The organism is Achromobacter ruhlandii (assembly GCF_002082135.1).
Lineage (GTDB): Bacteria > Pseudomonadota > Gammaproteobacteria > Burkholderiales > Burkholderiaceae_B > Achromobacter > Achromobacter ruhlandii.
The window spans coordinates 1277781-1299310 of record NZ_CP017433.1 but is presented as its reverse complement, the minus strand read 5'-3'; the positions used below and the strand labels follow the sequence as shown (position 1 = coordinate 1299310).

General features: G+C 66.4%; 19 protein-coding genes. 7 read left to right on the top strand and 12 right to left on the bottom strand.

Features of this window, described 5'->3' with window-relative positions:
- Positions 1-40: 40 nt before the first annotated feature.
- Together AruCF_RS05875 and purB are read right to left on the bottom strand one after the other, a co-directional pair.
- Positions 41-499 (bottom strand): c-type cytochrome, encoded by a 459-nt coding sequence (locus tag AruCF_RS05875; RefSeq protein WP_006393799.1) that lies wholly within the window; start codon positions 497-499, stop codon positions 41-43.
- Positions 500-555: 56 nt separating this feature from the next.
- Positions 556-1932, bottom strand: coding sequence for an adenylosuccinate lyase (gene purB / locus AruCF_RS05870; protein ID WP_049072517.1), 1377 nt, complete (start codon positions 1930-1932; stop codon positions 556-558).
- A 161-nt stretch (positions 1933-2093) separates the two neighbouring features.
- Here purB and AruCF_RS05865 point away from each other — a divergent pair, with 161 nt between their 5' ends.
- Positions 2094-2705, top strand: coding sequence for a glutathione S-transferase (locus AruCF_RS05865; protein ID WP_049072515.1), 612 nt, complete (start codon positions 2094-2096; stop codon positions 2703-2705).
- Between the two features lie 62 nt (positions 2706-2767).
- Here AruCF_RS05865 and AruCF_RS05860 read toward each other — a convergent pair whose 3' ends face one another.
- The 3 genes from AruCF_RS05860 to gcvA all read right to left on the bottom strand — a co-directional run bounded on the left by AruCF_RS05860 (position 2768) and on the right by gcvA (position 5762).
- Positions 2768-3586, bottom strand: coding sequence for a sulfite exporter TauE/SafE family protein (locus AruCF_RS05860; RefSeq protein WP_049072514.1), 819 nt, complete (start codon positions 3584-3586; stop codon positions 2768-2770).
- Positions 3587-3710: 124 nt separating this feature from the next.
- Entirely contained in the window at positions 3711-4829 is a 1119-nt protein-coding gene (gene mnmA / locus AruCF_RS05855; protein WP_049072513.1) for a tRNA 2-thiouridine(34) synthase MnmA, read from the bottom strand.
- Positions 4830-4841: 12 nt separating this feature from the next.
- Positions 4842-5762 (bottom strand): transcriptional regulator GcvA, encoded by a 921-nt coding sequence (gene gcvA / locus AruCF_RS05850; RefSeq protein WP_049072512.1) that lies wholly within the window; start codon positions 5760-5762, stop codon positions 4842-4844.
- Between the two features lie 190 nt (positions 5763-5952).
- On the opposite strand from gcvA, the gene AruCF_RS05845 reads away from it, so the two are divergent.
- From AruCF_RS05845 to AruCF_RS05825, 5 genes are all read left to right on the top strand, one after another.
- Positions 5953-6942 carry a Bug family tripartite tricarboxylate transporter substrate binding protein gene (locus AruCF_RS05845; protein ID WP_049072511.1) on the top strand — a complete coding sequence of 330 codons (990 nt, stop codon included), beginning with the start codon at positions 5953-5955 and terminating at the stop codon, positions 6940-6942.
- Between the two features lie 70 nt (positions 6943-7012).
- Positions 7013-7888 carry an N-formylglutamate amidohydrolase gene (locus AruCF_RS05840; RefSeq protein ID WP_047992307.1) on the top strand — a complete coding sequence of 292 codons (876 nt, stop codon included), beginning with the start codon at positions 7013-7015 and terminating at the stop codon, positions 7886-7888.
- A gap of 184 nt (positions 7889-8072) precedes the next feature.
- Positions 8073-9191, top strand: coding sequence for a Re/Si-specific NAD(P)(+) transhydrogenase subunit alpha (locus AruCF_RS05835; RefSeq protein ID WP_049072510.1), 1119 nt, complete (start codon positions 8073-8075; stop codon positions 9189-9191).
- Between the two features lie 4 nt (positions 9192-9195).
- Complete coding sequence (locus AruCF_RS05830) at positions 9196-9513, top strand: NAD(P) transhydrogenase subunit alpha part 2 (RefSeq protein ID WP_049072509.1); 318 nt, start codon at positions 9196-9198, stop codon at positions 9511-9513.
- Positions 9510-10949 (top strand): NAD(P)(+) transhydrogenase (Re/Si-specific) subunit beta, encoded by a 1440-nt coding sequence (locus AruCF_RS05825; RefSeq protein WP_049072508.1) that lies wholly within the window; start codon positions 9510-9512, stop codon positions 10947-10949. The genes AruCF_RS05830 and AruCF_RS05825 overlap by 4 nt, the downstream gene beginning before the upstream one ends.
- 107 nt (positions 10950-11056) lie before the next feature.
- Here AruCF_RS05825 and glcF read toward each other — a convergent pair whose 3' ends face one another.
- The 6 genes from glcF to tldD form a co-directional block, all read right to left on the bottom strand.
- Positions 11057-12286, bottom strand: a complete 1230-nt coding sequence (glcF, locus tag AruCF_RS05820) for a glycolate oxidase subunit GlcF (RefSeq protein ID WP_049072507.1) — start codon at positions 12284-12286, stop codon at positions 11057-11059.
- A gap of 5 nt (positions 12287-12291) precedes the next feature.
- Complete coding sequence (glcE, locus tag AruCF_RS05815; RefSeq protein ID WP_049072506.1) at positions 12292-13395, bottom strand: glycolate oxidase subunit GlcE; 1104 nt, start codon at positions 13393-13395, stop codon at positions 12292-12294.
- A gap of 12 nt (positions 13396-13407) precedes the next feature.
- Positions 13408-14907 carry an FAD-linked oxidase C-terminal domain-containing protein gene (locus AruCF_RS05810; RefSeq protein WP_049072504.1) on the bottom strand — a complete coding sequence of 500 codons (1500 nt, stop codon included), beginning with the start codon at positions 14905-14907 and terminating at the stop codon, positions 13408-13410.
- Between the two features lie 266 nt (positions 14908-15173).
- Entirely contained in the window at positions 15174-16583 is a 1410-nt protein-coding gene (locus AruCF_RS05805) for an FAD-binding oxidoreductase (protein WP_049077588.1), read from the bottom strand.
- A 97-nt stretch (positions 16584-16680) separates the two neighbouring features.
- Positions 16681-17754 (bottom strand): 3-deoxy-7-phosphoheptulonate synthase AroG, encoded by a 1074-nt coding sequence (gene aroG / locus AruCF_RS05800; protein WP_049072502.1) that lies wholly within the window; start codon positions 17752-17754, stop codon positions 16681-16683.
- 288 nt (positions 17755-18042) lie between these two features.
- Positions 18043-19503 carry a metalloprotease TldD gene (gene tldD, locus AruCF_RS05795; RefSeq protein ID WP_049072501.1) on the bottom strand — a complete coding sequence of 487 codons (1461 nt, stop codon included), beginning with the start codon at positions 19501-19503 and terminating at the stop codon, positions 18043-18045.
- Between the two features lie 770 nt (positions 19504-20273).
- On the opposite strand from tldD, the gene AruCF_RS05790 reads away from it, so the two are divergent.
- The gene (locus AruCF_RS05790; protein ID WP_049072500.1) at positions 20274-20657 is read left to right on the top strand and encodes an H-NS histone family protein; all 384 of its coding nucleotides are present in this window, start codon (positions 20274-20276) and stop codon (positions 20655-20657) included.
- Between the two features lie 86 nt (positions 20658-20743).
- Here AruCF_RS05790 and AruCF_RS05785 read toward each other — a convergent pair whose 3' ends face one another.
- Positions 20744-21382: a DUF4136 domain-containing protein gene (locus AruCF_RS05785; RefSeq protein WP_049072499.1), complete on the bottom strand. Its 639-nt coding sequence runs from the start codon at positions 21380-21382 to the stop codon at positions 20744-20746.
- Positions 21383-21530: the final 148 nt, after the last annotated feature.

The following is a 21530-nucleotide window of genomic DNA, read 5'->3' as shown; positions in this document are numbered from 1 at the left end:
TTTCGCATGCGGTGGATGCGCCACAGCGGGCGCGGCCGGCTTACTTCTTCTTGCGGTAGGCGTCGTGACAGGCCTTGCAGCTGGCGCCCACGTCGCCGAAGGCGGCGCGCAGCTTGTCGAGGTCGCCGGCGTCGGCGGCGGCCGACAGCTTGACGATGTTGTCCTGGAACGCCTGCTGCTTCTGCTTGAAGCCGGCCGCGTCGCTCCAGATTTCCGGACGGGCATCGCCGCCTTCCGTGCCCGCGCCGAAAGCCGTCCACGGCAGCGCCGACAGGGTCTTGAGCACTTCGACGTTGGCCTTGATCTGGGCCGCGTCGTAGGGCGCCTGGCCCTTGATCACCGGCGTCATGCGGCCGAAGTGCGATGCCATCAGCGTCAGCGCCGACTGGCGGTACTTGACGGCGTCTTCGGGCTTGGCGAACTGCGCCTGGGCCGAGGTCGCCAGCAGCGACCCGACGGTCATACAGGCCAACGCGGCCAGCGTGGACAACTTCTTCATTGCAATCTCCCGTAAGTACAACAAGAATGCCGCGCGCCCGACGCGCGGCAAGGCGACTATACCGCCCGGGCCAGGTCCGCGGCCAGGCCGATATACGAACGCGGGGTCATCGCCAGGAGGCGCGCCTTGGGTTCGTCCGGCAGGGCCAGGCCCTGGATGAATTCTCGCAGGGCTTCCTCGGTGATGCCCTTGCCGCGCGTCAAGGCCTTGAGCTGTTCGTACGGCTGCGGCAGGCCATAGCGACGCATGACGGTCTGCACCGGCTCGGCCAGCACTTCCCAGCAGGCGTCGATGTCGGCGTCGATCGCGGCGGCGTTGACTTCCAGCTTGCCCAGGCCGCGCATGCAGGCGTCCCACGCCACCAGGCAGTAGCCCAGGCCCACGCCCAGGTTGCGCAACACGGTGGAGTCGGTCAGGTCGCGCTGCCAACGGGAGATCGGCAGCTTGTCGGACAGGTGGCGCAGCACGGCGTTGGCCAGGCCCAGGTTGCCTTCGGAGTTTTCGAAGTCGATCGGGTTGACCTTGTGCGGCATGGTCGACGAACCGACCTCGCCTTCCTTCAGGCGCTGCTTGAAGTAGCCCAGGGCCACGTAGCCCCAGATGTCGCGGTCCAGGTCGAGCACGATGATGTTGGCGCGCACGATGGCGTCGAACAGCGCCGACATCCAGTCGTGCGGTTCGATCTGGATGGTGTGGCGGTTCTGGGTCAGGCCCAGGCCGGCGAGCACGCGCTGGCTGAAGGCGGGCCAGTCGATTTCCGGGTAGGCCGACAGGTGGGCGTTGTAGTTGCCGGTGGCGCCGTTGAGCTTGGCCAGCGGCTCGACCGCTTCGACCGCGGCGATGGCGCGGTTCAGGCGCGCCGCGACGTTGGCGAATTCCTTGCCCAGCGTGGTCGGGCTGGCCGGCTGGCCATGGGTGCGCGACAGCATCGGCTGGTCGGCCTGGGCCACGGCCATGTCGTTGAGCTTGGCGGCGATTTCACGCAGGCGCGGCAGCACCACTTCGCTGCGGGCGCGCGACAGCATCAGCGCGTGCGAGGTGTTGTTGATGTCCTCGGAGGTGCAGGCGAAGTGGATGAATTCGGCCGCGGCCGCCAGTTCGGCGTGGTCGGCGACCTTTTCCTTGAGCCAGTACTCGACCGCCTTGACGTCGTGGTTGGTGACGCGCTCGATGTCCTTGATGCGGGCGGCGTCGGCCTCGGAGAAGTCGCGCACCAGTTGTTGCAGGCGGGCGCGGGCTTCCTGGGAGAAAGCGGGCAGTTCCGGCAGGCCGGCATCGGACAGGGCCACCAGCCAGGCCACCTCGACTTCGACGCGGTGGGCCATGAAGCCGGCCTCCGAAAGCAGCCCGCGCAGCGCGTCGCCGCGGGAGGCGTATCGGCCATCCAGTGGCGAAAGGGCGTTAAGTTGGCTAAGCTGGTCGGCGATTTGCATGGTCTGGGAAAGAAAAAGCGGCGGATGGGAAAACCCGGCGATTTTATCATTCAGGGCCGCGCAACATTGTGGCAAACTGGACGGGATTCCGTCCCGCGGACGGTTTGGCCGTTATACGGCCTGCTATACTTCGGCCGCTTTCCGACTCCGCTTGTGAATCCATGAAACTGATCGGCTCGCTTACCAGTCCATACGTGCGCAAGGTGCGTATCGTCATGGCCGAGAAAAAGCTGGATTATCGGCTTGAACTCGAAAACGTCTGGTCCGCCGACACGCAGATCCAAACGTACAACCCCCTGGGCAAGGTGCCCTGCCTGGTCATGGAAGATGGCGGCGCCCTGTTCGATTCGCGCGTCATCGTCGAATACCTGGATACCTTGTCTCCCGTCGCCCGCCTGATTCCGCAGCCGGGCCGCGACCGCGCGGCCGTCAAGTGCTGGGAAGCCATCGCCGATGGCCTGCTGGATGCGTGCGTCACCATCGTCAAGGAAAAGCAGCGCCCCGAGGCGCAGCGCAGCCCCGAATGGATCGAACGCCAATACGGCAAGATCCACGCCAGCCTGGACGCCATGGACAAGAGCCTGGGCGACAACGCCCACTGCATGGGCATCAACTACAGCCTGGCCGACATCGCCGTGGGCTGTGGCCTGGGCTACCTGGACCTGCGCTTTGCCGAACTGGACTGGCGCGCCAACCACCCCAACCTGGCGCGCCTGTACGACAAGCTGTCGCAGCGCCAGTCGTTCGTCGACACCATCCCCAAGACGGCCTGACGCGCCCCCGGCGCCCCTCCGCACCGCTCCGGCCGCCTCGCGCGGCCGGTTTCACGTCCGGCTCAGGCCCGGAACGCCTGGCCGGCCTTGAACAGCATGTAGGCCGCCAGCGCGAACAGCAGGCAGGCGAACACCCGCTTCAGGGTCTGCACCGGCAGGCGGTGCGCCATGCGCGCGCCCAGCGGCGCGGTCAGCACGCTCACGCACACCAACACCAGCAGCGCCGGCCAGTAGATGTAACCCAGCATGCCGGGTCGGGTCGCGCCCTCGTTCAGGCCCGACACCACATAGCCGATGCTGTTGGCCAGCGCGATGGGAAAGCCCAGCGCCGCCGAGGTCGAGACCGCGTTGTGCAGCGCCACGTTGCACCAGACCATGAACGGCACCGACAGGAAGCCGCCGCCCGCCCCCACCAGCCCCGACAGGAAGCCGATACCGGCGCCGGCCGCGCTGGTGCCGACCACGCCGGGCATCTGGCGGCTGGGCTTGGGCTTCTTGTTGCGCAGCATGTTCCAGCCGGAATAGCCCACGAACAGCGCGAAGAACAGCGATAGCCACAAAGTGCTGAGCGCGGCGAACACCGCGCCGCCCGACAGCAGGCCGCCCAGGATGATGCCCGGCGCCATGGCCCAGACGATCGGCCACTTGATGGTGCCCTTCTGTTGGTGCGCGCGCACGCTGGAGATCGAGGTGAACAGGATCGAAGTCATCGAGGTGGCGATGGCGGCGTGCACCACCAGGTCGGCCGGCATGCCCTTCCAGGCGAACAGCATCGTCAGGAACGGCACCAGCAGCATGCCGCCGCCAATGCCCAGCAAGCCCGCCGCGAACCCCGCCACCGCGCCCAGCGCCAGCAGGCAAATCACCATCGTTACATCCACATCCCTCTCCTCTCGTTGTCGGCGTGCGCCGTTTTTCATGAGCCAGGCCCCGCGGACGCGACGCCCGCGGGGCCTGGCTGGAACTGCTATCGGTATTGCGCCGGCCCGTGGCGGGCCAGCGTGCCTAGACGATGATGCCGCCGCCCAGGCAGATATCGCCATCGTAAAGCACCGCGGATTGCCCCGGCGTGACCGCCCATTGCGGCTCGGCGAAGTCGAGCGTGAAGCCTGCGGTGGTCGCATCGCCCAGCCGGCAGGCGGCGTCGGCCTGGCGGTAGCGTGTCTTGGCGCCGTATTCCCCCGCTGCGGGCGCATGCCCGGCGACCCAGCTGACGTCCTGCGCCCGCAGCGAGCCGGACAGCAACCAGGGATGGTCGTGCCCCTGCACCACATAGAGCACGTTGCGCTCCAGATCCTTGCGCGCCACGTACCAGGCCTCGGCCGTGCCGTCCTCGCGCTGGCGGCCCTTCACGCCGCCCACGCCCAGGCCCTTGCGCTGGCCCAGCGTGTAGAACGACAGGCCCTCGTGGCGTCCGACCTTCTGCCCCTCGGGCGTCAGGATGGGGCCCGGCTCGGTCGGCAGGTAGCGGTTGAGGAACTCGCGGAACGGCCGCTCGCCGATGAAGCAGATGCCGGTGGAGTCCTTCTTGGCCGCGTTGTGCAGGCCGATCTCGTGCGCGATGCGGCGCACTTCGGTCTTGTGGATCTCGCCCAGCGGGAACAGGGTGCGCGACAGCTGCGCCTGGTTCAAGCGGTGCAGGAAATAGCTCTGGTCCTTGGAGCCGTCCAGCGCCTTGAGCAGCTCGAAGCGCGAGCCGCCGCCCTCGGCCGCCACTTCGCGCACGCGGGCGTAGTGGCCGGTGGCGATGTGTTCGGCGCCGAGCGCCATGGCGTGGTCGAGGAAGGCCTTGAACTTGATCTCGGCATTGCACAGCACGTCCGGGTTGGGCGTGCGGCCGGCCGAGTATTCGCGCAGGAATTCGGCGAACACGCGGTCCTTGTATTCGGCGGCGAAATTGACGTATTCGAATTCCACGCCGACGAGGTCGGCCACGCTGGCCGCGTCCAGCAGATCCTGGCGGGTGGAGCAGTATTCGGAATCGTCGTCGTCTTCCCAGTTCTTCATGAACAGGCCGACGACCTCGTAGCCTTGCTGCTTGAGCAGCCAGGCGGTGACCGAAGAATCGACCCCGCCGGACATGCCGACGACAACGCGGCCTTTCTTGGTGGATGTTTGACTCATGATGGTGCCATTTTACTGTGGGCTGGCCGCGTCCTGCGGCTGCGGCTCGGCCGCCCGCGAGACCTCCATCAGCCAGGTCCGGAACGCTTGCAGCGTCGGCAGGTTGGCCTTCTGGTCGGGGTAGCACAGGTAGTAGCCCATGCGCGCGCGGATCGGCAGCTGGATCGCCACCGCCAGCTTGCCGTCGCGCAGCTCGTCTTCGATCAGGCAACGCGGGATCAGCGCCACGCCGAAACCGGCGGCGGCCGCCTGCGACAACAGCGCGTACTGATCGAAGCGCGCCCCTTCCAGGCTGCGCCGGGTGTCGCAGCCGGCCTGTTCGAACCAGTCGCGCCAGCCCTCCAGGGCCGAGGTGTGATGCAGCAGGGGGTAGGCCAGCAGGTCCGCCGGCGTGCTACAGCCGCCCGGAATCAGGCGCGGGCTGCAGACCGGCAGGATCTCGCGGCCGACGATGTAGTCGGCGCCGCTGCCCGGCCAGATGCCCTCGCCGAAGCGGACCGCGGCGTCCAGTTCGGGCGAGGAGAAATCGTAACCTTGCCGGTGCGGCAGGAATTCGACGTGGATGTCCGGGCGCAACCGCATGAAGGCCGTCAGGCGCGGGATCAACCAACGGGCGCCGAAGGTCGGCATACAGGTCAGGTTGAGCGTGCCGCCCTGCCCCTGGTGTGCGATCAGCTCGACGGTGGCCGCCTCGATCTGGCCCAGGCCTGCCTGCACCTTGGTCAGGTAGCTGCGGCCGGCCTCGGTCAGCACCAGTCCTTGCCTGATGCGCAGGAATAGTTCGACGCCGACGAACTCCTCCAGATGTTTCACTTGCTTACTTACGGCGCCCTGCGTGACGCACAGTTCCTGGGCGGCGCGGGTGAAGCTGCTATGCCTGGCAGCCACTTCAAAGGCCTGCAGGTCGGTGAGCGAAGGACAGAACCGTCTCATGGAATAGCGCCTCGATACCGGCAGCGCCGGACGGTGAAGTTACAAAAAGAAACCGCGCCGAAAGAGAGGCATGAAAAAAAGTCATAGCTTAAGGAGAAAGTTTCGTTTGTGCAAACTGGCCTTGCAAGAAAGAATCTTCCTGTTTGCGTCTGCCTTTTGCGCATCCGCGTTCCAATTCATAGGGGAATTCATGCAACGCCGTAATGTAGTCCTGGGCCTGTGTGTCGCCGCCGCGACCCTGGCCACGCCGCTGACCTCGGGCATCGCCCATGCCGAGGACGCCTACCCGAGCAAGCCGATCCGCCTGATCGTGCCGTTCCCGCCCGGAGGCACCACCGACATCGTCGGCCGCCTGTTCGCCGACAAGCTCGGCAAGGAACTGAACCAGACCGTTGTGGTGGAAAACCGCGGCGGCGCCGGCGGCTCGATCGGCAGCGCCTTCGTCGCCAGCAGCGCGCCGGACGGCTACACCCTGGGCATCGCCACCGTCAGCACGCACGGCATCAACCCGGCCATCTACCCGAACCTGCCGTTCGATGGCGAGAAGGACTTCACGCCGGTCTCGAACCTGGCCGCCGTCCCGAACATCATGACCATCAACCCGAAGGTGCAGGCCAAGGACATGGCCGAGTTCATCAAGCTGGCCAAGAGCCAGCCGGGCAAGCTGACGTACGCCTCGGCCGGCAACGGCTCGGTCTCGCACATGATGGGCGAACTGTTCAAGATGGCCTCGGGCACCGACCTGATGCACGTGCCCTACCGTGGCGTGGGCCCGGCGCTGAACGACGCGCTGGCCGGCCAGGTCGACGTCATGTACGACAACCTGCCGTCCACCCTGCCGCACGTGCAGTCCGGCCGCCTGATCGCCATGGCCGTCGCCTCGCCCAAGCGCGTGGCCAGCCTGCCGAACGTGCCCACGTTCGCTGAAGTCGGCCTGCCCGCCGTCAACGACGCCTCGTGGTTCGGCCTGGTCGCCCCGGCCAAGCTGCCGGCCCCGATCCTGGCCAAGCTGAACGCCGCCGTGCAGAAGGTCAGCGCCGAAGCCGACGTCAAGTCGCGCCTGGAAGCGCTGGGCGCCGAACCGGCCGCCAACAGCCCGGAAGCGTTTGCCAAGCAGATCTCGGCGGAAATCGCCAAGAACAAGCGCATCGCCAAAGAAGCCAATGTGAAGATCGACTGAGCGATCTTCGATCCCCGCCGCGCCCGCGCGGCGCGCGGGGATCTCCGATTCACGAACGCAATACCCCCATATGCGAATTACCCAACCCCTGTCCTATCGGCTCGACCTCCCGCAGCAATATCCGAACTCGGCGCCCTCGGCCCCGCTGGTGCTGGACTCCCCGCACAGCGGCACCACCTACCCGCCCGACTTCGCGCCCGCGGTTGATTTTGGCGCCTTGCGCACCGCCGAGGACACCTGGGTTGACGATCTGTGGGGCGACGCCATCGACATGGGCGTGCCCATGATCGCCGCGAGCTTTCCGCGCGCCTATATCGACGCCAATCGCGCCCCCGACGAAATCGACGAACTGCTGCTGGACCAGGCCTGGCCCGGGGCGGTCAACGCCTCGCCCAAGGTCAAGCTGGGCAAGGGCCTGATCTGGCGCATGCTGGATGACGGCACGCCGCTGTACGACCGCAAGCTGAGCGTCGAGGAAGTGACGCATCGCATCGAGGCCTGCTGGAAGCCGTACCACGCCGCCCTCGGCCAGGTGCTCGACAGCGCCCACCAGAAGTTTGGCAAGGTCTGGCACATCAACTGCCACTCCATGCCCAGCGTCGCCGGCGCCTACGCCACCGACCGTCCCGGCCTGGTCCACCCCGACTTCGTGCTGGGCGACCGCGACGGCAGCACCAGCGACCCGGCCTTCCGCGAATTCATCGCGGCCTGGCTGCGCGAGCGCGGCTACAACGTGACCGTGAACGATCCCTACAAGGGCGTCGAACTGGTGCGCGCCTTCGGCCGCCCCGAAGAAGGCCGCCACAGCCTGCAGATCGAGATCAACCGCAAGCTCTACATGGACGAGGTCAGCCTGCGTCCGTCGGCCAATTATGGCCGCCTCAAGGCCGACCTGCGCGACCTCACCGCCGCGCTGATCGACTGGACTCGCGCGCAGACGGCCTGACGCCGGACGCCTGCGCGCCAGTGCCGGCCAGCAGCCCGTTGTCAGTCTGGCCGGTATGACCGGGGCGCGAGCCCCAAAGCCCCATGGTTAACCCCATGGGGCTTTTCTTTTGGACGGCGCGCAAACTCCTCGCCAGGGCGTATATCCGTTATAACTACGGCGAACCTTCTGAGGAGAGGCGTCGATGCACATCGGGATACCAAGGGAAACCCGAGACGGGGAAACCCGTGTCGCAGCAACACCGGAGACCGTCAAGAAGTACGTGGGCGGCAAACACACCGTTGTCGTGGAGCGTGGCGCGGGCACCGCGGCGCGCTATCTGGATGAAGCCTACGAGGCCGCCGGCGCCACGCTCGGCAGTGCCCAGGAGGCCCTGGGGGCGGAGCTGGTCATGAAGGTTCGCGCGCCCTCCGCGGCCGAACTGCCGCAGATGAAGGCCGGCGCCGTGGTCATCGGCATGCTCGATCCCTTCGACGCCGAGGGCCTCGCGCAGATGGCCGCGGCCGGCCTGACCGGCTTCGCGCTGGAAGCCGCGCCCCGCATCACCCGCGCGCAGAGCCTGGACGTGCTGTCGTCGCAGGCCAACCTGGCCGGTTACAAGGCCGTGCTGCTGGCGGCCCACCACTACGGCCGCCTGATCCCCATGATGATGACCGCCGCCGGCACCCTCAAGGCCGCGCGCGCCGTGGTGCTGGGCACCGGCGTCGCCGGCCTGCAGGCCATCGCCACGGCCAAGCGCCTGGGCGCGGTGGTCGAGGCCTCCGACGTGCGGCCCGCCGCGCGCGAGCAGGTTGAATCGCTCGGCGCCAAGTTCATCGATGTGCCGTTCGAAACCGACGAGGAACGCGAGATCGCGCAGGGCGTGGGCGGTTACGCCCGCCCCATGCCGCCGGCCTGGATGGCGCGGCAGGCGGCGCTGGTGTCGGAGCGCTGCAAGCAGGCCGACATCGTCATCACCACCGCCCTGATTCCGGGACGGCCCGCGCCGACGCTGGTGTCGGCCGAAACCGTCGCGGCCATGAAGCCCGGCTCGGTGCTGGTGGACCTGGCGGTCGAGCGCGGCGGTAACTGCCCGCTGTCCGAAAAAGGCAAGGTGGTCGAAAAGCACGGCGTGACCCTGGTGGGGCTGACCAACCTGCCCGGCCTGGTCGCGACGGACGCGTCGGCGCTCTACGCCCGCAACATCCTCGACTTCCTGAAACTCATCATCAATGCGGACGGCGCGCTGGCGATCCAGCGCGACGATGAAATCGTGGCGGCCTGCCTGGTGTGTGAAGGCGGCAATGTGACGCGCGGGAGCTAACGGCATGGAAGCGATCAACCCTACCCTGATGAATCTCATCATCTTCGTGCTGGCCATCTACGTCGGCTATCACGTGGTCTGGAATGTCACCCCCGCGCTGCACACCCCGCTGATGGCGGTGACCAACGCGATCTCGGCCATCATCATCGTCGGCGCCATGCTGGCGGCGGCGCTGACCGAAGGTGGACTGGCGCGCGGCATGGGCGTGTTCGCCGTGGCGCTGGCCGCGGTCAACGTGTTCGGCGGCTTCCTGGTCACGCGGCGCATGCTGGAGATGTTCAAGAAGAAAGAGAAGAAGCCGGCCAAGGAGGACGCGAAATGATCTCGCTGAACCTCGTCACGCTGCTTTACCTGATTGCCTCGGTCTGCTTCATCCAGGCGCTCAAGGGCCTGTCGCATCCAACAACGTCGCGCCTGGGCAATGCCTTCGGCATGGCCGGCATGGCGATCGCGGTGCTGACCACCGGCGCGCTCATCGTCGGCCTGGCGCGCAGCGGCACCGCCGGCATCGGGCTGGGTTGGGTGGTGCTGGGCCTGCTGGTCGGCGGCTCCATCGGCACCCTGATGGCCAAGCGCGTCGAAATGACCAAGATGCCCGAGCTGGTCGCCTTCATGCACAGCATGATCGGCCTGGCGGCGGTCGCCATCGCGGTCGCGGTGGTGGCCGAGCCGCACGCCTTCGGCATCGTCGCCGCCGGCACGCTGATCCCCACCGGCAACCGCTTCGAGCTGTTCATCGGCACCTTCGTCGGCGCCATCACCTTCTCGGGCTCGGTGATCGCCTTCGGCAAGCTGTCGGGCAAGTACAAGTTCCGGCTGTTCCAGGGGGCGCCGGTGGTGTTCGCCGGCCAGCACATGCTGAACCTGGCGCTGGCGCTGTTGATGCTGGCGATGGGCGTGTGGTTCATGCTGACGCAGGCCTGGACGCCGTTCATCATCATGACGCTGATCGCCTTCGTGCTGGGCGTGCTGATCATCATCCCGATCGGCGGCGCCGACATGCCGGTGGTGGTGTCGATGCTGAACAGCTATTCGGGCTGGGCGGCGGCGGGCATCGGCTTCTCGCTGAACAACCCGATGCTGATCATCGCCGGCTCGCTGGTGGGCTCGTCCGGCGCCATCCTCTCGTACATCATGTGCAAGGCGATGAACCGCTCGTTCTTCAACGTCATTCTGGGCGGCTTCGGCGGCCAGGCCGGCGAGGCGGCGGCGGCGGGCGGCGGCCAGCAGCGCAGCGTCAAGTCGGGCAGCCCCGACGACGCGGCCTTCCTGATGACCAACGCCGAAAGCGTCACCATCGTGCCGGGCTACGGCCTGGCGGTGGCGCGCGCCCAGCACGCGCTCAAGGAACTGGCCGAAAAACTCACCGAGCGCGGCGTGACGGTCAAGTACGCGATCCACCCGGTCGCCGGCCGCATGCCGGGCCATATGAACGTGCTGCTGGCCGAGGCGGAAGTGCCTTACGACCAGGTCTTCGAGATGGAAGACATCAACAGCGAGTTCGGCCAGACCGACGTGGTGCTGGTGCTGGGCGCCAACGACGTGGTCAACCCGGCGGCCAAGAACGATCCCAAGTCGCCGATTGCCGGCATGCCGATCCTGGAAGCCTACAAGGCCCGCACCGTGATCGTGAACAAGCGCTCGATGGCCTCCGGCTACGCCGGCCTGGACAACGAACTGTTCTACATGGACCGCACCATGATGGTCTTCGGCGACGCCAAGAAGGTGCTGGAAGACATGGTCAAGGCGGTGGAGTGATGGGCGTGGCCTGGCGGTGCGCATGCGCATCCGCGAGGCCGCTCCCAGCCCAGGCCGCGGCACCGCACACAATGTCCGCGGCAACACCCACCGCGGCGTCCGCGCGATCAGGCCCGCGCCAGCTGCTCGTCCACCACTTCGATCCAGTGCCGCACCGGCGTGCTGGTGCCGCTCTGCAAGTGCCCGATGCAGCCGATATTGGCCGACAGGATCACGTCCGGCGCGGCCGGCGCGATCGCGGCCAGCTTGCGGTCGCGCAGCGCCAACGCGATGTCGGGATTCAGCACTGAATACGCGCCCGCCGAGCCGCAGCACAGGTGCTGCTCCGCAAACGGCTGTAACTCGAACCCCAACTCGACCAGCAAGCGTTCCGACAACGGCCGCAGTCCCTGCCAGTGCTGCAGGGTGCATGGCGGGTGGAACGATACCCGCGCGCCCTTGCCCGCCAGTCGCTGGCGCAGTTGCGCCGCGTGTGGCGCCACGATTTCCGCCACGTCCTTGACCAGCGCCACGATGTCCGCGGCACGCTGCGCGTAGGCCGGGTCGTGGCGCAGATGATGGGCGTATTCCTTGACCATGGCGCCGCAGCCCGACGCATTCATGACAATGGCCTCGACCGCGCCGTCCTTCACCAGCGGCCACCAGGCATCGATGTTGGCGCGCATCTGGTCCAGGGCGGCCGCCTGCGCGTCCAGGTGAAAGCTGGCGGCGCCACAGCAGCCCGCCCCCGGCGCGATGCGCGCGCCGATGCCGATGGCATCCAGCACACGGATGGTGGCGGCATCGATCGACGGCATCATCGACGGCTGCACGCAGCCGGCCAGCATCAGCACCTGCCGAGCATGCCCCGCCACCTGCGGCACGGCGCCGGCGGGACGACGCTCCGGCACCTTGCGCCTGAGCGCTTCCGGCAAGGCGCCGCGCACCGCCTGCCCCAGCCGCATCGCGGGCCCGAACAGCGGCGACAGCATGGCCCGGCGCAGCATTTTGCGCTTGGCCTTCTCGGCCCAGGGCCGCGGCACCCGTTCCTCGACGATCTGGCGGCCGATGTCCACCAGATGCCCGTACTCCACGCCCGACGGACAGGTGGTCTCGCAGTTGCGGCAGGTCAGGCAGCGGTCCAGATGCTGCTGGGTCGACTGGGTCGGCTCGGCGCCTTCCAGCACCTGCTTGATCAGGTAGATGCGGCCACGCGGGCTGTCGAGTTCGTCGCCCAGCACCTGGTAGGTGGGACAGGTGGCCGTGCAGAAGCCGCAGTGCACGCAGCGCCGCAGGATCGCATCGGCCTCTTTGCCCAGATCGGTATCGCGGGCCCAGGCTGCCAGATTGGTTTGCATGATGCCTATAGCTCCAGGACCAGCCGGCCGGGATTGAACAGCCCCGCCGGATCGAGTTCTTGCTTGAGGCGGCGCGTGATCAGCGCCACGCCCGGCGACAGCGGATGGAACACGCCATCGGCCGGCGGCCGCGTGCCCGCCGTACGGAACAGCGTCGCGTGGCCGCCCAGCCGCTGCGCCAGTTCGCGCAGCTCGGCGGCGTCCTGCGGTCCCGACAGCCAGCGCTGACCGCCGCCCCACTCCAGCAGGGCCTGCCCGCTGCCGACCGCCGCCGCCGTCGGCGGCAAAGCGAGCCGCCACAAGGGCTGGCCCGGCGCAAAGAACGGATGGGTCTGTTCGCGCAATCCGTTCCACCAGGCCTGCGCGGCCTCGGGCGCCAGCGCATCACCGCCGATCACCTGCCGCGCGCCAGCGATGGCCGGGGGCGCGCCCGACAGCCGCACGTGCATCTGGCCTTCCTCCCGCACGGTCCCCACCCAGCTGGTGGCCGAGATCGGCAAGGGCTTGCCGCGCCACAGCGCGAAGCTGGCCAATGCCTGGGCCTGGGTCGCCGGCAGCACCAGCGTCAATTCCTCCATCGGCCTCGGCACGACCTTCAGCGACACCTCGAGGATTGCCCCGAAGATGCCATGGGAACCGGCCAGCAGGCGCGATACGTCGTAGCCGGCCACGTTCTTCATGACCTCGCCGCCGAACGACAGCACCCGGCCGTCCGAATCCAGCAGTTGCGCCCCCAGCACGAAGTCGCGCAAGGCGCCCGCGCTCATGCGGCGCGGCCCCGACAGGCCCGCGGCCACGCAGCCCCCAATGGTGGCGGCAGGCGAAAAATGCGGCGGCTCGAAGGCCAGCATCTGGCCGTGTTCGGCCAGTGCCGCCTCCAGCTCAGCCAACGGCGTGCCGGCCCTGACCGTCACCACCAGTTCCGACGGGTGATAACTGACGATGCCGCGATACGGGGTCATGTCCAGCAGGCAATGGCCATCCTGCGGCGTCACCGGCCGGTAGTTGCCATAGAAGGCCTTGCTGCCGCCGCCCATGACGAACAGTGGCTTGTGACCGGCGCGAGCCGTCATGACCTGGTCGCACAATTCCGACAGGACGAAGTCCATAAGGGAGACGTCCTAGAAGCGTGCGAGATCCGGGAAGCGCAGCTCGCCCGCGTGTACGTGCATCTTGCCGTACTCGGCGCAGCGGGCCAGCGTAGGGATGACCTTTTCGGGATTGAGCAGGCACGGCGGATCGAATGCCCGCTTGACCGCCAGGAACGCGTCGAGTTCTTCGCGAGAGAATTGCACGCACATTTGATTTATTTTCTCCATTCCCACACCGTGCTCTCCAGTCACGGTTCCTCCCACCTGCACGCACAGTTCGAGTATGGCCGCGCCGAACTTCTCGGCGCGTTCCACTTCGTCCGGTTTATTCGAATCGAACAGGATCAACGGATGCAGGTTGCCATCGCCCGCATGGAACACGTTGGCGCAGCGCAGGCCGAACTCGTCTTCCATTTGCTCGATGGCGCCCAGCACCCGGGCGAGATGACGGCGCGGAATCGTGCCGTCCATGCAGTAGTAATCGGGCGACACGCGCCCGGCGGCGGGAAACGCGTTCTTGCGTCCCGCCCAGAATTTGAGCCGCTCGGCCTCCGAGGCCGACACCTGGCAGCGGGTGGAACCGGCCGCGCGGAAGATGGCTTCCATGCGCGCGATCTCGTGCGCCACTTCCTCGGGCGTGCCATCGGATTCGCACAGCAGGATGGCCTGCGCGTCCATGTCGTAGCCGGCGCGCACGAAGGGCTCGACCATGTGCGTCGCGCGCCGGTCCATCATCTCCAGCCCGGCGGGAATAATGCCGTCGGCGATCACGCGCGTTACCGCGTTGCCCGCGGCCTCGACGCTGGCAAAGCTCGCCATCACCACCTGGGCGCAGGCCGGCTTGGGAATCAGCTTGACCGTCACCTCGGTCACCACGCCCAGCATGCCTTCCGAGCCGATGAACACCGACAGCAGGTCCAGCCCCGGGGCGTCCGGCGCCTCAGAGCCCAGTTCGACCACGTCGCCGTCGATGGTGACCATGCGCACCCGCAGCACGTTGTGCACCGTGAGGCCGTATTTCAGGCAATGCACCCCGCCGGAATTCTCGGCGACGTTGCCGCCGATCGAACAGGCGATCTGGCTCGACGGGTCGGGCGCGTAGTACAGCCCGTAGGGCGCCGCGGCTTCCGAAATGGCCAGGTTGCGCACCCCGGGTTCAACCACCGCGGTCGCGCTGGCCAGGTCGATGTGCTTGATGCGATTGAACTTGGACAGGCCCAGCAGCACGCCCTGGCTATGCGGCATCGCGCCGCCCGACAGGCCGGTGCCGGCGCCGCGCGCCACCACCGGCGCATTCAGGCGCTTGCAGATGCGCATCACGGCCTGCACCTGTTTCTCGGTCTCGGGCAAGGCCACCACCGCGGGCAATGCGCGGTAGAGCGACAGGCCGTCGCACTCGTAGGGGCGGGTGTCCTCTTCACGAAACAGCACGCAATGCGACGGCAGCGCGGCCGACAACGCCTCGACGAGTTGCTGCAACGAATAAGGCGCCTGCACTTGTGCCAGGCCGGTTTCGACCAGTGAATTCATGAGCGCAACAATAGCGCGACCGCAGGCTGGACGCAGGCCGGGATTTACCCGCATCCTGCGTACATCCAACGGCCGCGCGTGTCCGCGGACGTAACCAGCCGTAAAACCCCTGCGCGCGGCATGGACAAGCGGGCCGCGCGCAGGACCGCTCGTCATTCCCATCCCTTGGGAATTTTTATCCGCCGCGCCGGCGGGGGCTTTCCTGAGGCCGAAAAAAAACCGGCGGATCGCCCCGCCGGCTTCTTCGTTGCGCCCCTGCGGACGCCTTACCAGGACACGATCTTGCCCGGGTTGAGAATGTTGTTCGGATCGAACGCGTGCTTGAGGCTGCGCATCAGCGCCAGCGCGTCATCGCCGTGCTCTTCGGCCATGAACTGCATCTTGTGCAGGCCGACGCCATGCTCGCCCGTGCAGGTGCCATCGGCCGCGATGGCCCGGCGCACCAGGTTGTGATTGATGGTCTCGGACTCCTGCCATTCGCGCTCGCTGTCGGCGTCCAGCAGCATCAGCACGTGGAAGTTGCCATCACCGACGTGGCCGACGATGGTGTACGGGAAGCTGGCGCGGTCCAGTTCCTCGACCGTGTCGCGCACGCAGTCGGCCAGGCGCGAGATCGGCACGCACACGTCGGTGGTGCTGGCGCGGCAGCCGGGGCGCAATTGCAGGCCGGCGAAGTAGGCGTTGTGGCGCGCGGTCCACAGGCGGCTGCGGTCCTCGGGGCGCTCGGCCCATTCGAAGTCCATGCCGCCATGCTCGGCGGTGATGGCCTGCACGGTCTCGGCCTGCTCCTGCACGCCCGCCGGACTGCCGTGGAATTCAAACACCAGCAGCGGCGTTTCGCGCAGCGTCAGCTTGCTGTGCAGGTTGACGGCGCGCACGCTGGCCGCGTCCATGAACTCGACGCGCGCCACCGGCACGCCCATCTGGATGATTTCGATCACGCTCTGCACCGCGGCATCGAGCGTGGGGAAGTTGCAGACCGCGGCCGACACGGCCTCGGGCTGCGGATACAGGCGCACGGTGACTTCTGTGATGATGCCCAGCGTGCCTTCGCTGCCGACGAAGATGCGGGTCAGGTCGTAGCCGGCCGACGACTTGCGGGCGCGGCCGGCGGTGCGCACGATGCGACCGTCGGCGGTGACCACGGTCAGCGACATGACGTTCTCGCGCATGGTGCCGTAGCGCACGGCGTTGGTGCCGGAGGCGCGCGTGGCGGCCATGCCGCCCAGGCTGGCGTCGGCGCCCGGATCGATCGGGAAGAACAGGCCGGTGCTGCGGATCTCTTCATTGAGCTGCTTGCGCAGCACGCCGGCCTGCACGGTGGCGGTCAGGTCTTCGGCGTTGACGGCCAGCACCTTGTTCATCTGCGACAGGTCCAGGCTGATACCGCCCTGGATCGCCAGGATGTGGCCCTCCAGCGACGACCCCGCGCCGTAGGGAATCAGCGGCACGCGGTGTTCGTTGCACAGCCTGGCGACCTCGGCGACCTCTTCGGTGCTCTGGGCAAAGACCACGGCATCGGGCAGCATCGCCGGATACGGCGACTCATCGCGGCCATGGTGTTCGCGCACCGCGGCGGATTCGGAGAAGCGGTCGCCGAAGCGGGCGCGCAGGGCCTCGAGACAAGCGGCCGGCACCGCGCGGCGCAACGATTCAGCGTGCAAGGGAGCGTTCATGATCAGCGGATTCTCGGATGGGGAATCCGGATATTCTACGCCGCCCGCCTTGCTGCGCCGCAAACCGTCCGCCTGGACGGCTCGCGGCCGTTGCGGCTCATTTGCCGGAGGTCAGCGCGACCCGGCGGCGCTCCCGCACGGCATGCGCCAGGCGCTCGAGCACGGCCACCGAGGCGTCCCAGTCGATGCAGCCGTCAGTGATGCTCTGGCCGTAGACCAGCGGCGTGCCCGGCACCATGTCCTGGCGGCCGCCGAGCAGATGGCTTTCGACCATCACGCCGACCAGACGCGCGTCGCCCGCTTCCATCTGACGCGCCACGTCCTCGATCACCAGAGGCTGGTTCTCGGGCTTCTTGCTGCTGTTGGCGTGGCTGGCGTCGATCATGATGCGTTGCGCCAGGCCGGCCTTGGACATGTCCTGGCAGGCCGCATCGACACTGGCGGCGTCGTAGTTCGGCGTCTTGCCGCCGCGCAGGATGACGTGACAGTCCTCGTTGCCGGCCGTCGAGACGATGGCCGAATGCCCGCCCTTGGTCACCGACAGGAAATGGTGCGGCTGCGATGCCGCCTTGATCGCATCCACGGCGATCTTCACATTGCCATCCGTGCCGTTCTTGAAACCCACCGGACACGACAGTCCGGATGCCAGTTCGCGATGCACCTGGCTCTCCGTCGTGCGCGCCCCGATCGCCCCCCAGGAAACCAGGTCCGCAATGTACTGCGGCGTAATCATGTCCAGGAACTCGCACCCCGCCGGCAGCCCCAGGCTGTTGATATCCAGCAGCAGCTCGCGCGCCACGCGCACGCCCTTGTTGATGTCGAAGCTGCCATCCAGGTCCGGGTCGTTGATCAGCCCCTTCCAACCGACCGTGGTGCGGGGCTTCTCGAAATACACGCGCATCACGATTTCCAGGTCCGCGCTGAGACGGTCACGCACCGGCTTCAGGCGCTTCGCGTATTCGATCGCGGCGCGGGTGTCGTGGATCGAACACGGGCCGATCACGACAATCATGCGGTCGTCCATGCCATGCAGGATGCGGTGCATCGACTGCCGGGCGGCGAACACGGTATCGGAAGCTTCCTTGGTGCAGGCGAACTCGCGCATGACGTGCGCGGGCGGGTTCAGCTCTTTGATTTCTCGGATGCGAAGGTCGTCGGTATTGTGTGACACGGTACTGCTCCTGGGTTTCCCGCCACCGGGATAGGTCCCGGGGTTGTTCCTCAAGCTGACGGCACAAAAAAAGCCGCCAGTTCGCTGGCGGCTTTTTTGGGGGGATTCTTTCCAAACTTCAGATTGAGCGCTTCCCTTCCTCCGCCAGCGGCTTCAGAAAACCAAAAAAATAAAAGTAAAAGGCGGGGGAAGCGAATTTCATGGGAAAAGACTCTAGCACAATTTTTTCGGGCCGTCACGCCGGTTTATGACGCGGCGTGGCGGCCCCGCTGGCGGCCTGGCGCCCGGTCAGGCCGTCCCGCCGACGGTCAGGCCTTCCATGCGCACCGTGGGCATGCCCACGCCCACCGGCACGCTCTGGCCATCCTTGCCACACGTGCCCACGCCGGAATCCAGCTTCAGGTCGTCGCCGATCATGCTGACGCGGGTCATGGCGTCGGGGCCGTTGCCGATCAGGGTGGCGCCCTTGACCGGATACGTGATCTTGCCGTCTTCGATCATGTAGGCCTCGGAGGCCGAGAACACGAACTTGCCGTTGGTGATGTCGACCTGCCCGCCGCCGAAATTGGCCGCGTACAGGCCGCGCTTGACGGACGAGATGATTTCCTCGGGCGCCTTGTCGCCGGCCAGCATGTAGGTATTGGTCATGCGCGGCATGGGCAGATGCGCGAACGATTCGCGGCGGCCGTTGCCGGTGGCGGCGGTCTTCATCAGGCGCGCGTTCAGCGTGTCCTGCATGTAGCCGCGCAGGATGCCGTCTTCGATCAGCACGTTGCGCTGGGTGGCGTTGCCTTCATCGTCGATGTTGAGCGAGCCGCGGCGATCGGGAATGGTGCCGTCGTCGACCACGGTCACGCCCTTGGACGCGACACGCTCGCCGATGCGGCCCGAGAACACGCTGGAGCCTTTGCGGTTGAAGTCGCCTTCCAGGCCGTGGCCGACGGCTTCGTGCAGCAGGATGCCGGGCCAGCCGGATCCCAGCACCACCGTCATCTCGCCAGCGGGCGCCGGGCGCGCCTCCAGGTTGACCATGGCTTCATGCACGGCGCGCTCGACGTAGCCCTGCAGCATTTCGTCGGTGAAATACGCCAGCCCCAGGCGGCCGCCGCCGCCGGCATGACCCATTTCGCGGCGGCCATTGCGTTCGGCGATGACGGTCAGCGACAGGCGCACCAGCGGCCGCACGTCCGCTGCCAGCCGGCCATCGCTGCCAGCCACCAGCACCACGTCATATTCGGCGCCCAGGCCGGCCATGACCTGGATCACGTGCGGATCGCGGGCCCGCGCCATGCGCTCGATGCGTTCAAGCAGCGCGACCTTCTCGGGCGCGCTCAGGGTCGCCACCGGATCGATGTCGGCATACAGGCTGCGGCCCATTTCGGCCTCGACTTGCGCCGCCACCTTGACCTTGCCGGCGCCGCGGCGGGCGATGCCGCGCACCGCATGGGCCGAGGACAGCAAGGCGTCGGCCGAGAGCGAATCGGAATAGGCGAACGCGGTTTTCTCGCCGCTGACGGCGCGCACGCCGACGCCCTGGCTGATCGAGAAGCTGCCGGTCTTGACGATGCCCTCTTCCAGGCTCCAGCCCTCGCTGCGGGTGTACTGGAAATACAGGTCGGCATAGTCGACCTTGTGGGTGAAGATTTCGCCCAGCGCGCGCGCCATGTCGGCCTCGGTCAGCCCCCAGGGGTCGAGCAACAGCGATTTGGCGGTGGCCAGGGATGCAATAGCGGGATCGATGATTTTCATAGGACTCTGTTCGGGGGCGCCGGCGCGCACACGCGGCTGCCAGGACGCTCAAGGCTATATCGTACCGCCGACACGGGTCCGACGTCGCGCCGCTCGAATATTGTCTAGCAAGTTAACCAATTGGCGGCCGCTCCCAAACTGGCGCCAACGCAAGCCGAAAATAGGATCCTGCCGCCACGCATTGCTTCCAGCGGCCCCTGCCGACCGCAATGCAGCATGGCGGAAGACAGTGCCAAACTTGTCATACAACTCAACAACAAAATAGAGATACCGGGGAGAATGACGAAAATCTTTACACCGACATAACTTTCCCGAGAATCGGGAAGGAAAATCCGTATACCCGCTCAAATCGCTGAAATACGCGCTACGCCCCAGTCGTCCGATCTCTGGAAGATCAGTCCGAGACGATGCGGACGCGCTTTCCGAAACCGGGGCGGCGCATTCTTACCTATCGCTGAAATTTCCAGATCGTTCATCCATCCGCTCGCTTCCTGAAACAAAAGCACGCAATTCCAGCGCCATGAAGTTGCATTCGTCCGCCCCGTGAACCAAAGCGGGTTTTGTTTCAATTGGTCCCAAATTTGAGAATATCATTCCCAAAACTTGTTCCTTGCGGGAACCCGCAAGACTAAAGACTCTCCGGCGGTTTTGATACAAAGTAATTAGTCCAAAACTGCGGCACTCGACCGGCAATTTCTGTATTATGCGAGGCACAACAAATAAACATAACTCCGCCGGCGATTAAAGCAGTTCCATAATCAGGAATAACCATGGCCCGAGAAACCTACGCAGCTCTGCAAGCAAAGATCGAAAAGGAAATCAACAAGCTCCAAAAGAAGGCTGAAGTCCTCCAAACCAAGCGTCGCAAGCCGGTGATCTCGTCGATCATCACGTCGATGCGCGAGTACGACATCACCCCCGAAGAGATCGCCGCCGCCTACGGCGCCGGCAAGCCTGTCCGCGCCGCCAGCGCCGGCCGCCGCAAGGCTGGCGCCGCCGGCCGCCCCGCCAACGCCGCCAAACGCGCCGTTGCGCCCAAGTACCGCCACCCCCAAACCGGGGAAACCTGGAGCGGTCGTGGCAAGGCGCCGCGCTGGCTCGCCGCGGAAGAAGCCGCCGGCGCCACGCGCGACAGTTTTCTGATCAAAGAATAAAACCTATTTTTCAGTAAGAAAAATAAAGGCGCACCATTGTGGTGCGCCTTTATTATTTTTGGCTTGCCGCCCGCGGCGGCTGAAATTTACTGAACGGGAAATTGGATTTCACGCTCGGCGCCATTATTTCCCGGGAAGTTGTCAAATATTGCACGAACCAGGTAGGGCATCATGCGGACAAAATTGTCCTGCTCGCTGAGTATGAAGGCGCTGGACCGGTAGACCTCGGCCCCGCCGCGCTGGCTGTCGTGGATCTGCAGCGTGAGTGTATTGCGCTGGGCCACCACGGGCACGTCCACCCATTCCGGGCCCCAGTAGCCGTAATAGCCGCCCCACGGACGCGGACCATAGAAGCCGCCGTAGCCATACCCGCCGTTGAAATATGGGTCATAAGGCCGCCGCACCATGACTTGCGTCTGCGCCGTGCCATAACGGAACGACACGTCGAAACGGGCCTTGGCGCCGGCCGGGGCTTCCACCAGGCCGGTGGCGCCGATACCGGCACGAACCATGTCCTGGTAGGACTGGTATTCAAGATTATTGGCCTGTGAGGGTTCGGCGGGCACGAATTGATAGGTCTGGCCTTCGACGCCGGTGGGCCATTGCTGGAACGAGGTGACGCGCGCCGACACGGTGGGAGTGGCGCATCCGCTCAGCACCAGCGCCCCCAGTACGGCCAGGACGGCGGCCCAACGGCCGGTATTGAACGGTACGGAACGGAACATTTGCAACTCCTCATTGCGCGACGGCGCCCATCATACTGAGCTTTGACCGCGCGGGCCGCCGAAAGTTTACGCTCCCCGGGGCCGATGCGCCTGTGTGTCACGGCCCAGCCACTACAATAGGACTCTCGTTCATACAGGACTGCAATCC

What these genes read in the sequence shown, in the direction of transcription:
- AruCF_RS05875 (WP_006393799.1), bottom strand. Translation starts at nt 499, where the DNA reads ATGAAGAAGTTGTCCACGCTGGCCGCGTTGGCCTGTATGACCGTCGGG.
- purB (WP_049072517.1), bottom strand. Translation starts at nt 1,932, where the DNA reads ATGCAAATCGCCGACCAGCTTAGCCAACTTAACGCCCTTTCGCCACTG.
- AruCF_RS05865 (WP_049072515.1), top strand. Translation starts at nt 2,094, where the DNA reads ATGAAACTGATCGGCTCGCTTACCAGTCCATACGTGCGCAAGGTGCGT.
- mnmA (WP_049072513.1), bottom strand. Translation starts at nt 4,829, where the DNA reads ATGAGTCAAACATCCACCAAGAAAGGCCGCGTTGTCGTCGGCATGTCC.
- gcvA (WP_049072512.1), bottom strand. Translation starts at nt 5,762, where the DNA reads ATGAGACGGTTCTGTCCTTCGCTCACCGACCTGCAGGCCTTTGAAGTG.
- AruCF_RS05845 (WP_049072511.1), top strand. Translation starts at nt 5,953, where the DNA reads ATGCAACGCCGTAATGTAGTCCTGGGCCTGTGTGTCGCCGCCGCGACC.
- AruCF_RS05840 (WP_047992307.1), top strand. Translation starts at nt 7,013, where the DNA reads ATGCGAATTACCCAACCCCTGTCCTATCGGCTCGACCTCCCGCAGCAA.
- AruCF_RS05835 (WP_049072510.1), top strand. Translation starts at nt 8,073, where the DNA reads ATGCACATCGGGATACCAAGGGAAACCCGAGACGGGGAAACCCGTGTC.
- AruCF_RS05830 (WP_049072509.1), top strand. Translation starts at nt 9,196, where the DNA reads ATGGAAGCGATCAACCCTACCCTGATGAATCTCATCATCTTCGTGCTG.
- AruCF_RS05825 (WP_049072508.1), top strand. Translation starts at nt 9,510, where the DNA reads ATGATCTCGCTGAACCTCGTCACGCTGCTTTACCTGATTGCCTCGGTC.
- glcF (WP_049072507.1), bottom strand. Translation starts at nt 12,286, where the DNA reads ATGCAAACCAATCTGGCAGCCTGGGCCCGCGATACCGATCTGGGCAAA.
- glcE (WP_049072506.1), bottom strand. Translation starts at nt 13,395, where the DNA reads ATGGACTTCGTCCTGTCGGAATTGTGCGACCAGGTCATGACGGCTCGC.
- AruCF_RS05810 (WP_049072504.1), bottom strand. Translation starts at nt 14,907, where the DNA reads ATGAATTCACTGGTCGAAACCGGCCTGGCACAAGTGCAGGCGCCTTAT.
- AruCF_RS05805 (WP_049077588.1), bottom strand. Translation starts at nt 16,583, where the DNA reads ATGAACGCTCCCTTGCACGCTGAATCGTTGCGCCGCGCGGTGCCGGCC.
- tldD (WP_049072501.1), bottom strand. Translation starts at nt 19,503, where the DNA reads ATGAAAATCATCGATCCCGCTATTGCATCCCTGGCCACCGCCAAATCG.
- AruCF_RS05790 (WP_049072500.1), top strand. Translation starts at nt 20,274, where the DNA reads ATGGCCCGAGAAACCTACGCAGCTCTGCAAGCAAAGATCGAAAAGGAA.
- AruCF_RS05785 (WP_049072499.1), bottom strand. Translation starts at nt 21,382, where the DNA reads ATGTTCCGTTCCGTACCGTTCAATACCGGCCGTTGGGCCGCCGTCCTG.